Genomic DNA, 13001 nt, shown 5'->3' on the forward strand with positions numbered 1-13001 from the left:
CATGCGTATTGTTGATATAGCGGTTAAACGCCCGGTTGCCGTGTCTATGTTTACTTTTGCTGTGCTGTTGTTTGGTATGGTTTCATTAGGTCGATTATCAGTTAATTTACTGCCCGACCTCTCCTACCCCACGTTAACTATTCGAACCGATTATACGGGAGCTGCCCCAGGCGAAGTGGAACAACTTGTCTCTAAGCCTATTGAAGAAGCTATTGGCGTAGTAAAAGGGGTAAGAAAAGTCACCTCTACTTCACGTGCCGGTCAATCAGACGTGGTAATGGCGTTTAGATGGGGCACCGACATGGATTTCGCGAGCTTAGAAGTACGGGAAAAACTTGATGTACTTCAACTCCCTCTCGATATTGAGAAGCCTCGCCTGTTGCGCTTTAACCCAAGTTTAGATCCAGTCATCAAGCTGGGGCTTACTGAAGATGTGCTCTCGGGGCAACTGTCTACCGCCCAAATGAAAAGGCTACGGTTATACGGCGAGCAGCAAGTGAAACGGGCCCTCGAATCTGTTGAAGGTGTTGCCGCTGTGCGTGTTGGCGGTGGTCTTGAAAACGAAGTGCACATTCTTATCGACCAACGTAAAGCCAGTCAGTTATCTATCCCTATTACTCGTATTATCGATCGCATTAAAGCCGAAAATGTAAATGCTGCGGGTGGTCGTATTGAAGGCGATGCTCAAGCATTCTTAGTGCGCACTCTGAATCAATTTGAAAACCTAACAGAGATTGAAAACCTTTTTATTGGCCGTTTCGAAGATAGAAATATTCAATTGAAAGATGTCGCTACTGTAGAAAGTGCGTATAAAGATCGTAGTGTGGTAACTCGCTTCAATGGTAATGAAGGGGTTGAGATTGCGATATACAAAGAAGGCGATGCGAATGCGGTTGATGTAGCAAAGAAAATAGCTTCTCGTCTTAGTGAAATTGAAAATGACATTCCTGCGAATTACACACTGACGCAAATATACGATCAGAGTGTATTTATTAAGCAAGCCATTGATAATGTTAAATCTGCAGCAATAATGGGCGGTCTGCTTGCTATGTTAGTGCTGTACCTATTCCTTAGAGATTTTTGGACTACAGTTATCATCTCTGTATCAATTCCAGTATCGGTTATTGCCACCTTTAATCTAATGTACGCCAATGATATCAGCCTAAATATGATGAGTTTAGGGGGAATTGCGTTGGCTGTGGGTTTGCTTGTCGACAACAGTATTGTGGTGTTAGAAAACATCGACCGCCATAAAAAGCGTAAGCAAGCCAAGCTGGCAAACGATACTGTTGCTGATAATGATACTATTAGTGCAAACGCCTTAACTGATGATCCAGCTGCATCGGGCACTAAGGAAGTATCAGGCGCCATTGTCGCTTCTACATTAACCACAATGGCCGTTTTTGTGCCGCTTATTTTTGTAGAAGGCATTGCAGGCCAACTGTTTAAAGATCAAGCCCTCACCGTAAGCTTTGCACTTGCCGCCTCGTTGGTTGTGGCACTTACCCTTATTCCCGCCATGGCACGAAGAAAGCAAAAAACAAAGCTTGCTCACGAAGATACTTTTTTATCGCCCGCCAAAACCCGCCCCACTAGCTTGCTAGGGAAAATTGGCTATTTTATAAAATGGCCTTTTTCAATGATACTTCGCTTTGTGTTTGTGTATTTGCCTGCTGCGCTAATTACCTTAGTAATTGGTGCATGGCATATTCTTGCAAAGGGCTTGTCGCTATTATTTACGCCCTTGGTGTGGGTATTTAATAAGGGCTTTAATGGCCTGGAGAAAGCATATCACGGTGCCCTAATTGCTAGCTTAAAGGCCAGAACGCTTGTGGTCGTAGTAGCCTTAGTGTCAGCGGCTGGTGCACTACTTCTTGTTCCTAAATTAGGTATGGAGCTTATTCCTACGATGTCGCAAGGTGAATTCTCGGTAGATATTACTCTACCAGCGGGAACACCACTGAGTACGACAGATGCGACATTATCAAACTTATCGGCAATAGCAGCGGCAGATTCAAACGTAGCAAGAACTTACGCTATGTCGGGTACCGGAAGTTTGATTAGTGCCGCGCCTAGCCAAGGGGGCGATCATTGGGGAAGACTCAATATTGTAATGAACCCTAATGCTGATACCAGCGCGAGCGAAAACACAAATGCGAGTAGCAATATGGATAAGGTAAAGGCCGCTCTACGCGATGCACTTAACCGTTACCCTAATGTTCAAGCTACCTTTACTGAGCCTGAACTTTTTACATTTGCTTCGCCTATTCAAGTTGAAGTGAGTGGTTATGATTTACGCCAACTTCAAACCTATAGCGATAAAATTGCCCACGAATTAGGTACACACGATAACTTCACCGATATTGCTACCAGTATTCGTGAAGGTAACCCAGAACTAAAAATTGAGTTTCATCATGCCAAGTTATCTCGTTTAGGCCTTGATGCTGCCACGGTGTCGTCTTTAATTGCAGCTAAAATTGGTGGCCGAGTTGCCACACAATATAGCCTTGAAGATAGAAAAGTTGATGTACTGGTAAGAACCAAAGACAGCCAGCGCGACAACATAAACGATGTACGCGCCATTGTCGTAAACCCTGATTCATCACAACCTACTCCCCTTGGTGCCGTTGCCGATGTTTACATGAGCGTTGGCCCCAGTGAAATTACGCGCATTGGCCAACAGCGAGTAGCATTAATTTCAGCCAATTTAGCAAAAGGGAAGCTGGATGAAGCTGTTTCCTTAGTCAATAAGGTGTTGGACAACACGCAACTTCCCTTGTCGATGGATGCAACGGTGACTGGGCAAAGTGAAGATATGCAAGATAGCTTTAGGTCGCTGCAATTTGCCTTAGCGCTGGCTATTTTTATGGTGTACTTGGTGATGGCGTCGCAATTTGAATCACTACTGCATCCACTGCTTATACTGTTTGCGGTTCCCTTAGCTGGTGCGGGTTCGGTGTATGGCCTATGGCTTACCAATACGCCATTAAACGTGGTGGTGTTCATTGGGCTTATTATGCTGTGCGGTATAGTGGTTAACAACGCCATTGTGCTGGTCGATCGCATTAACCAATTGCGTGCTAACGGCATGGAAAAAACCGCAGCCATCATCGATGCAGGAAAAACCCGTTTACGCCCCATTGTGATGACAACCCTTACCACCATTTTAGGCTTGATGCCCATGGCATTCGGATTGGGTGAAGGCGCTGAAATACGCACACCTATGGCCATTACCGTAATCTTCGGATTGCTATTTTCTAGCTTGCTTACCCTAATACTGCTGCCGGTGCTTTATAGCCTTTTCGATAAAAAGGCATCAACCGTGGTTGTTAAAAATCAAGACTCAGCGGTTTCGGGAGGTACGTATGAAAACGCCTAATGAAGGTACGATAAAGGGTATTGGCGCATCATTAGCACGCTTTGCATTAAACCGCCCGGTGACCATAGGCATGGTGTTTATCTCCATGCTGCTGTTCGGCGCAGTATCTGGAAAGTTACTGCCACTAGAAAAATTCCCTGGCATCGATATTCCTGAAATGGTGGTTGAGGTTCCCTACCCCGATGCCACGCCGGTAGAAATTGAAACCATGATCACGCGTCCGGTGGAAGAAGCCATCGCCACCATGTCGGGTATTAAGCGATTACGGGCAAGGTCGTATGAAAACAAAGCGGAAATAATCGTTGAGTTTGATTGGGATGAGAACCTTAAAGCCAAAAGTGTAGAAGCTAGAGAAAAAATTGATGCTATCCGTCACTTGCTTCCTGCAGATGTAGAGCGTGTCATGGTGTACAAGTTCAACACCAATGATATGCCTATTTTCCAGCTACGGGTATCGAGCGATCGTGATTTATCGCTCGCGTATGACTTACTAGAGCGCAACTTAAAGCGCCCTATTGAGCGTGTAGCAGGCGTATCTAAGGTTGAACTCTACGGCACACTTAAAAGGCAAATTACTATTCGGTTAGATCCGAAATTAATGACCGCCTATCAAGTTGATGTCACTGCCTTAGGGCAAAAGCTGCAAGACGCCAACTTTTCGTTAACCGCAGGCTATATGTACGACAACGGCGAGAAAATACTGGTTAATCCCGTTGGGGAATTTACCGACATGGCCGATTTCGAAAACATGTGGGTATCACCCAATGTGCGACTGTCCGATATTGCCACCATCAATTTCGAATTGCCGGAGCAAAGCGAAGGTCGTCACCTAGATAGAACCTTTGCAGTAGGCTTTAATATTTTCAGAGAGTCTGGCAGTAACTTAGTTGAGGTCTCATCTGCCGTGATGGAGGTGATAGAGGAAGCCAAGTCTGACCCTGCGTTTACCGGTATTAACTTGTTTGTTATGGACGATGTGGCAAAAAGTGTAACCTCGTCACTGTCTGATTTACTAAGTGCTGGGTTGTTAGGCGCATTACTTTCTATCGTGGTGCTGTATTTATTTTTACGCCAACTGACTACGACATTAATTGTGGTACTTTCGGTCCCCTTCTCCATTTGCATCACTTTAGGGGTAATGTACTTATTGGGCTACACCCTAAATATTTTATCCTTAATGGGGTTAATGTTAGCGGTGGGGATGTTGGTTGATAATGCGGTGGTTATTACCGAAAGTATCTTTCAAGAACGACAGCAAGATAACAACATTAGCCGCGCCACCCAGCGTGGGGTTAACAATGTTAGCTTGGCGGTTATTGCAGGAACCGCCACAACGGCCATTGTATTTTTACCCAATATTGTTGGAGTGAAAATTGACGTCACGATATTTTTAGAGCACGTCGCCATCGCCATTTGTATCTCGCTTTTCGCCTCGTTATTTATTGCTAAAACCTTGATCCCTTTGCTGACTACAAAAATAGCGATTCCCGAAGCTAAGGAAAACAGTACTCCAGGCTATATTTCGAGATATGGTCGAATTCTGTCGTGGGTAATGGTAAATCAAGGAAAAACATCACTGATTGCTTTGGGTATTTTGCTCTCTACTATCATTCCTATGCAGGTCGTCACCTCTGATGATGAAGGTAACGATAACCAAGAACGTATATGGCTTAATTATCACGTTACTCAAAACTACACCCTTGATGAAGTAGAAAAAACGGTGGATAAAATGGAGGCGTTTTTATATGAAAACCAAGAACGCTTCCATATCAAGCAGGTTTATACCTACTTCACACCAGGTCATGCGGTAAGTGGAATAACGTTAAACGACGATCTTCCTGTCAGTCTAGGGGCTATTAAAGAAGATATTCGGGAAAACATGCCTGCCTTCGTAAGAGCTCGCCCCTCATTTCAATGGGACAGTGGCAATGGTGGAGGTGTACGCATTACCTTGTTGGGTGAATCTTCAGATACCCTACTAGAAATCTCAGAGCGTCTGATTCCTATACTTGCCAATATTGACGGACTTACTGACGTAAAAGCTGATACTGGCTCTAAACGTGACGAGCTTCAAATTCGAATAGATAGAGAAAAAGCAAACCGCTTAGGTATTCAGGTGAGTGACGTCGCCCAGCTTGTGGCTACTGCACTACGAGGTGCTAATTTACGTACATTTAGGTATGGTGATGCGGGTGAAGTTAATGTTCAACTTCGCTATGGCAGCGATGTTCAAAAATCCTTGGATGCACTTAAGCATATCAATATTGGTTTCAATCAAGAGCGGGCAATTACCCTTGCTATGGTGGCAGACTTTTCGGTTGTGCAGCAACTTTCGCAAATTAATCGAAGTTACCGACAAACGGCGTTAGATATTGGTGCCAATTTACAAGACGATGCCACCATAGAAGACGCGAAAGTACGTATTCAACAAGCCCTAGCGCACATAGAGTTACCTACTGGTTACCAGTGGACGCTTGATGGCAGTTTTTCACGTCAAGATGAGGCTAACGGGGTGATGCAAATGAATATGCTGCTCGCCTTGTGCATGATATATGTGGTGATGGCTGCGCTATTTGAATCGCTAGTACTTCCTACCTCGGTAATTACGTCGCTACTCTTTTCATTTACCGGCGTCTTTTGGGCGTTTATGGTCACGGGGACACCCATGTCGGTAATGGGCATGATAGGTATGCTAATTCTTATGGGAATTGTCGTGAATAACGGTATTGTTTTGGTTGATAGAATTAACCAGTTGGTGAATGAGGGAATAACCCTTTACGACGCGGTTGTGCAAGGGGCACAATCTCGTATTAGACCCATTCTGATGACAGTGGCTACAACCGTACTCGGCCTAGTACCGCTGGCAATGGGTGCAACAAGAATAGGTGGCGACGGACCGCCTTATTCGCCAATGGCAATTGCCATTATTGGTGGGCTAGTGTTCTCCACCATGACCAGTTTATTTTTGGTGCCGCTTGCTTATGTGTTACTACTGAAACTGCGGTTTAATACTCAGCGAATGATAGTGAACGGGCAAGCTAGAATAGCTAAACTTATTAAAATTTGAGTAGAGTAGTTGCAATGACTAAGCCGTAAATAGTGTAAAAACATTACTTACGTAGCGGGTGTTTCTGCTGATAAAAACGTAACAGCGCAGCCACCCGCTAACTTAGTAAACGCACAATTAACTACGTGACGTTAGGTATTCGTGAACTGAGTTGGCATCACGCTCAACAGAGAACTTAATTAAGTTAACACCGTTACATGTTAAACCGTCTTCTGCAGTAACCATGCGTAATACTTCACGTTGGCTAGCGCCAATACGACCTACGTTGCGGGCAAGGTTTGAACGCAATACTTTAATATCATCAAGTACAACCGCTTTACAGAAACCAGAAAATTGTGTTTCGCCTACAAAACGAACGTCTTTTTCTGGGGCAGCGTTAGCGTTAACAGCAAAAGCTAGTGCAGCAGTAGCCGCTAAAGTTTTAAGTAATTTCATCATTAGATCCTCAAAGGTTTTGGCAAACTCATTAAAAGCAGTACAAGGAAGGTGTTCCCTGAGTGCCCTTTATTTATGACCTAAAATGGAAATTAATGCTGTTTAAAGATTGTATAAGGTGAGTAAACTAACGGTAAATCAGAATGTTACTAAGTCTTTAACAAACTATACGCCTGATTTATATAGACTTATTAGTTTGGATTATAACGGTTCGTTATAGGTGAGGAGTTTTTACTATTAAAAAGGTCTAATACTTTCGTCTATCACTGTACGAAAAAAAGCCTTTTGTATGAAATTTTCACAAAAAAAGACGGATTAACTTGATGTAATCAGGTCAAGCCGCCTTATTTTGTTGTAATAAAACTACATTTTAATCATATTTTCTTGCGCGTTTTGTAGAAATGGCGTCAATGTAAGCATGCCATGATGCATATCCGATAAGTGGCATTAATATGATAAAGCCGACGAACCCGGTAACAAAACCAATAGCGACTGCCGTAAATATAATTGCACCCCATATAAGCATGGGAACTTTGTTTACCCATACTGCGTTAACACTAGTCAGTAACGCCGTGGCCAAATCGACTTTTCGTTCCATTAATATAGGTTGAGTGAACGCAGTCACAAATAACATGGCTAAGGTGAAACCCGCACCGACTATTGAACCCAGTACCAGAAATGGCATCAAACTCTCAAGGGTGGTTTCAATGTTCGAAGGGTACAATGCGTGAATAAGTGATGCTACACGTAGCCAAAAAATCATCATCACCATTAGCAATATGCCAAACCCCCACTCATTCACAGCGTTTCTTCGCATCGCTCGCAATGAATGCATAAAGGTAGGCTTGTGCCCTTTCTCCAACTCCCAGCTTACATCATATAAACCTGCAGCTAAGAAAGGACCAATCAACATGAAACACACAATGGCAGGCATTATCACTAGATGCCAACCTGTCATTTCTACCAAGTACATTATGAACCAAGGGATCACGGCAAACATAACACCATACACCGCGGTTAAAATAGGTGTACGCATTGCGTCACGTAAACCAAGTGAGAGCCATTTTATAGGATCGCCTATATCGAGTTCCTTACAAGGGATCACCCTTGCAATACCACTTTGAGTTATCGCATTTTCTGGGGTTTCTTTAAAATGGTGCGACATAATGAGAACTACCTCTGCTATTACACGTAAAAGGTGTTGGCGCGCCCATCCTAATGCGCCGTACTTATACGATAGGACGATTCACTTAATTTTACAATTAATTAACAAGATTTTAGCGTTTTTGATAAGTTTTTATTTCTAATTGGCTGTTAATTGGTGACTTTAATTTATGAAGTTTTTTTTAATATTGTGTTTAACGATCAATTTTTAGGTGTTTTCAGTCAGTTTTATGATGTAAACCACAATTAGCCGTACACTTTTCAACCAAATCGAAATATTTTTCACGTTTAGCGCTAAATTAGGCTTCGCAAGGGTATGTGGTTTACGTTAACCTCAAGGTCTGTAAATTAACCAGATAGACCATGAAAACTGTATCTCGCTCACACAAATTAGATAACGTTTGTTATGACATTCGCGGCCCCATTGCGGCACAAGCTAAAAAAATGGAAGATGAAGGCCACCGTATTTTAAAACTAAATATTGGTAACCCTGCCCCATTTGGCTTTGAAGCCCCCGACGATATTCTTAAAGACGTTATTCATAACCTGCCCACTTCTCAAGGATATTCAGATTCAACGGGAATTTACGCAGCACGTGTGGCCGTCATGCAGTACTACCAGCAGCGCAACATTCAGCATATTCGTGTAGACGATGTATACATTGGTAACGGCGTTAGCGAATTGATAATGATGGCCATGCAAGCGCTACTTAATCATGGCGACGAAGTACTGATCCCGAGCCCTGATTATCCACTGTGGACCGCCGCTGTAAGTTTGTCATCAGGCTCTCCAGTACATTATCGTTGTGATGAACAAGCTGGCTGGTTCCCTGACTTAGACGACATCAAAAGCAAAATCACCAGCAAGACACGGGCTATTGTATTAATTAATCCCAATAACCCTACTGGCGCTGTTTACGATAAAGCCTTGTTGCAAGACGTAGTCAATTTGGCAAGAGAACATGGCTTGGTTGTTTTCAGTGATGAAATTTACGATAAAATTCTATACGACGATGCCGAACATACCTGTATTGCCTCTCTTGCTGACGATGTATTTTTCGTTACCTTTGGTGGCCTGTCTAAAAACTACCGCGTAGCAGGGTTTCGCTCTGGTTGGCTAGTGGTAAGCGGCAACAAACGCCTAGCAAAAGATTATATTGAAGGCTTAAATATTCTTTCTTCAATGCGAATGTGTGCAAACGTGCCTTGCCAAAGTGCAATTCAAACGGCGTTAGGTGGGTATCAGAGCATTAATGACCTAGTGAAAGACACGGGTCGTCTGCGTATTCAGCGTGATGTTGCGGTAGACATGCTTAACAGTATTGATGGAATACACTGCGTTAAACCCAAAGGCGCGATGTATTGTTTTGCCCGAGTTGATGAGAAAAAATTCAACATAAACAATGATGAGCAGATGATTTTAGATTTGCTCCGCGCTGAAAAGATTCTATTAGTACACGGTAAAGCGTTTAATCTGACTGACGGCGTTTATTTCCGTTTAGTGTTTTTACCGCATAGTGATGTGCTAGTTCCGGCGCTTCACCGTATAGGTAACTTCTTTCAACACTATCAACAAGGCGCTTAATGTGTCAGATAAAAGTCATTTTTTTGCTCACCTTGCCCGATTAAAGCTTATTAATCGCTGGCCACTTATGCACAATGTACGTACTGAAAACGTTCAGGAGCATAGCTTACAAGTGGCCATGGTGGCTCACGCCCTCGCCTTAATAAAGAACAAGTTTTTTGGCGGAACATTAAATGCAGAACGCATCGCCACTATCGCCATGTTTCACGATGTGTCTGAAGTGCTAACGGGCGATTTACCAACACCGGTAAAATACTATAATCCAGACATCAAGCACGAATACAAAAAGATTGAAAAGATAGCCGAAAATATTTTAATCGACATGGCACCAGACGCATTCAAAGAAGATTACGCTTCACTTATTGATGCTAATTTTCATACTGAAGAAGAAGCTTTTATTGTTAAAGCTGCCGATGTGCTGTGTGCCTACTTGAAAACTTTAGAAGAACTTTCAGCAGGAAACCAAGAATTCAAACTGGCTAAAAAGCGGTTAGATAAGATTTTAAAAGAATATCACTCAGATGAAGTCGATTATTTCTTAACCCGCTATGTACCTAGCTTTTCGCTTAGCTTAGACGAAATTACCCAGGAAGAAATTTAAAAAAGGAACACACTGTGACAGTACAAAAGTGGGAACAAGAATTACACGCACGCAGACTGCCGCGCAGTGTTTCTCGAGATGGTGATCATCGTAATCCCTACCAGCGAGATAAAGCTCGCGTACTGCACAGTGCCGCTTTTCGACGTTTACAAGCCAAAACCCAAGTATTAGGTGTTGGCCTAAGTGACTTTTATCGCACTCGTCTTACTCATTCTTTAGAGGCTGCGCAAATAGGCACTGGCATTACCGCCCAATTAATCGGTAAGTTTCCAGATATCGCCAGCAAATTAGCCCTTGATGCCACGCTTATTGAAACCCTATGCTTGGCTCATGATATCGGCCACCCGCCATTTGGTCACGGTGGTGAAATTGCCCTTCATTATATGATGCACGAACATGGCGGCTTTGAAGGCAACGGCCAAACTTTTCGCATAATTACTCAATTAGAGCCCTACACCGCCGAACATGGCATGAACCTATGCCGCCGAAGTGTACTGGGCCTTGTAAAGTACCCTAATTTTATTGATTCTTTAACAGCCCCTAAGGTTTACGGTGAACGCCCCGCTTCATTACGCCAAGTAAAAGCCAGCCAGTGGCATCCCCCTAAAGGCTTGTTTCGCTGTGACGAACCTTTATTCGATTGGTTACTAGCGCCGTTTAGCGCCTCTGACAAAGACAGGTTAATGTCTTTCAATCAGTTTGATACCAAGCACAGTAAAACCCGCTTTAAGTCGTTTGATTGCTCAATTATGGAACTTGCGGATGATATTGCCTACGGCATCCACGATTTAGAAGATGCGATTGTGATGGATATGGTGAATCGACAAGATTTTATTAGTGATGTCACCGTTCCGCTAAAAACACTAGAGATAAAATGGTTGTCAGATAACATTGATGAACTTACCGATAAGCTTTTCAGCAAAGCTCATCACGAGCGTAAAAACGCCATTGGTGCTCTGGTAAACAGTTTTATTACGGCCATAGAAATAGCCGATGTAGAAGGCTTTGAGCATCCACTGCTTGCTTATAATGCCAAAATGCCTACCGACTTTGAAAGTGGCTTAGAACTATTTAAGCGTTTTGTGTATAAAAAAGTGATTCGTCGCCCTGATGTACAACAGCTTGAATATAAAGGTCAAATGGTAGTAATGGAGCTACTAGAAGCCTTTAGTTCTGATCCCGAACGCTTATTGCCAGAAAACACGCAAGAGCGCTGGTTGAAAGCATGCGAACAAAGCAACGGCATGCGAGTGCTTGCTGATTATATTTCCGGTATGACAGATGAGTTTGCCTCACGGTTATATGGAACACTTTTTTCCCCTCGACAAGGTGGTATTCAAGACAGCTTCCATATTTAGCGTTAGATGTGGAATAAGGTTATTAAGGTATGTTGCGCAAGGCTAATCTTTAACCGCATCAGCAACAGTTTTTGCAGTTACAACTTGGTTCACGCTCCCTTGAATAACTACGGTGGCTGATATTTTATCCTGAATGGCCTGTCTGTTTGGATCCCAGTAAACCTGTAAAAAGCCTAATAGCCCCGTCGCAAAACCGGCTCCGTAGCCGCCGTACCGGCCAAAGCAATCAAGCATGCCAAGTGGCTCTCCGCTTAGCGAAACCACGCGAATATTACATACTTTTTTACCTGGAGTTTGTCCGCGCCAAAGTAACGAGAACAAGGTAAAGTAAACAGCAGCCCAACCAAAACCTAGACCTAAGTCTTGTATAATGCCTTTGCCCCACTGCAAAATACTGGTTACAGGTGTTGTGTTGCTTTCATTGGTAACTTCGTCCGAAATGCTCTCTGGCGCTAAATCTAAATTTTTAACACCATCACCTGCTGCTATAGCTTCACCATCTGCTATGACCATTAAGTGCAAAAGCGCTCGAGTAACTTGACTATTTCCAACGTCTTCAATTTCAGCAAGCTCAGGCAATTGAGTAACTAATTTAGCACTAGCAGCACTTTGGCAGATATCATCGCAGTTTTTATCGTCGTCTGTTTGCGCTAAATATGTGCGTATTATTGATTTATCATGCTCACTTAACTCCTCTTTTTGTTCTGCTTTGTTTATTTGTGTTCCTTGTATGGTGCTATCGCCTTCAAAGAAGTCTATTGCTAACGAGAGTACCGTTAGCGAGCTTACAAATAAAAAGCTTGCTGCAAAAAGCTTTAGGGCTCTGCGCCAAAACGACGACATTTTAGGAAGGTATTGTTGTGCTGTGCCTTTATAAAAAGCCATAGCAGCAACAAAGGCAATTAACGTTGCGCTAAGCTTTGCAGCCATAAATATTAAAATGACATCAATAACCATTGCCATCGCGCGTTTAACAGGTGGGGCCAAAGGAATACCTAATAGCGCTTGGTCAACTTTGAAGGCATACGGGGTGATCACATCTCTGGTTTCAGAATCTGATAACGCTAACTGCTCTATTTCGTCGGCTTTCATTTTTATACTTGTTATTACAATGAGTAAACCACTTAAGTTACGCGCTTTTCATTTTTAGCTCAAGCTAAAGCTATTGATTACTAAGCATAAAAAGGCATAATGAGTTTAATTGGTATCACTTATTACCATAGTGTCTCATTGTGTTCTTTTTAATTCATGAAATTTTATTCTTATTAAATGGGTCTTTATTTATACGCGTCGAATCTGTAGTTACTTATTTATAAAATTCGCGTGTGTAATACCGTGTAATACTGCACGTGTAATACATGGTGCAATCTTAAAACCTTGCCTTCACGTAAGTAGTGTAACCTCGGTGCCTTC

Annotated in this window: 8 protein-coding genes; 5 read left to right on the forward strand and 3 right to left on the reverse strand. The window is 42.9% G+C overall.

Going from position 1 to position 13001, the window contains the following annotated elements:
- Position 1: 1 nt before the first annotated feature.
- Both AVL57_RS06105 and AVL57_RS06110 read left to right on the forward strand, forming a co-directional pair.
- The gene (locus AVL57_RS06105) at positions 2 to 3379 is read left to right on the forward strand and encodes an efflux RND transporter permease subunit (protein ID WP_057792146.1); all 3378 of its coding nucleotides are present in this window, start codon (positions 2 to 4) and stop codon (positions 3377 to 3379) included.
- A complete protein-coding gene (locus AVL57_RS06110) occupies positions 3366 to 6446 on the forward strand; it encodes an efflux RND transporter permease subunit (RefSeq protein ID WP_057792148.1) in 3081 nt (1026 codons plus the stop codon). Before AVL57_RS06105 ends, AVL57_RS06110 begins: the two co-directional genes overlap by 14 nt.
- Before the next feature lie 117 nt (positions 6447 to 6563).
- Here the strand turns inward: AVL57_RS06110 and AVL57_RS06115 are convergent, their stop codons facing one another.
- Positions 6564 to 6881 (reverse strand): DUF3718 domain-containing protein, encoded by a 318-nt coding sequence (locus tag AVL57_RS06115; protein WP_057792150.1) that lies wholly within the window; start codon positions 6879 to 6881, stop codon positions 6564 to 6566.
- Positions 6882 to 7251: 370 nt separating this feature from the next.
- A complete protein-coding gene (locus AVL57_RS06120; RefSeq protein WP_057792152.1) occupies positions 7252 to 8046 on the reverse strand; it encodes a DUF2189 domain-containing protein in 795 nt (264 codons plus the stop codon).
- Between the two features lie 362 nt (positions 8047 to 8408).
- On the opposite strand from AVL57_RS06120, the gene AVL57_RS06125 reads away from it, so the two are divergent.
- Genes AVL57_RS06125 through AVL57_RS06135 form a run of 3 tightly spaced genes read left to right on the forward strand, consistent with a single transcriptional unit; the run spans position 8409 to position 11588 of the window.
- Positions 8409 to 9629 (forward strand): pyridoxal phosphate-dependent aminotransferase, encoded by a 1221-nt coding sequence (locus AVL57_RS06125; protein WP_057792153.1) that lies wholly within the window; start codon positions 8409 to 8411, stop codon positions 9627 to 9629.
- Position 9630: 1 nt separating this feature from the next.
- Complete coding sequence (gene yfbR, locus AVL57_RS06130) at positions 9631 to 10230, forward strand: 5'-deoxynucleotidase (RefSeq protein ID WP_057792155.1); 600 nt, start codon at positions 9631 to 9633, stop codon at positions 10228 to 10230.
- 14 nt (positions 10231 to 10244) lie between these two features.
- Positions 10245 to 11588 carry an anti-phage deoxyguanosine triphosphatase gene (locus tag AVL57_RS06135; protein ID WP_057792157.1) on the forward strand — a complete coding sequence of 448 codons (1344 nt, stop codon included), beginning with the start codon at positions 10245 to 10247 and terminating at the stop codon, positions 11586 to 11588.
- Positions 11589 to 11630: 42 nt separating this feature from the next.
- Here the strand turns inward: AVL57_RS06135 and AVL57_RS06140 are convergent, their stop codons facing one another.
- A complete protein-coding gene (locus AVL57_RS06140; RefSeq protein ID WP_057792158.1) occupies positions 11631 to 12680 on the reverse strand; it encodes an RDD family protein in 1050 nt (349 codons plus the stop codon).
- Between the last annotated feature and the right edge of the window lie 321 nt (positions 12681 to 13001).

The sequence above is a fragment of the Alteromonas stellipolaris genome (genome assembly GCF_001562115.1).
GTDB lineage: Bacteria > Pseudomonadota > Gammaproteobacteria > Enterobacterales > Alteromonadaceae > Alteromonas > Alteromonas stellipolaris.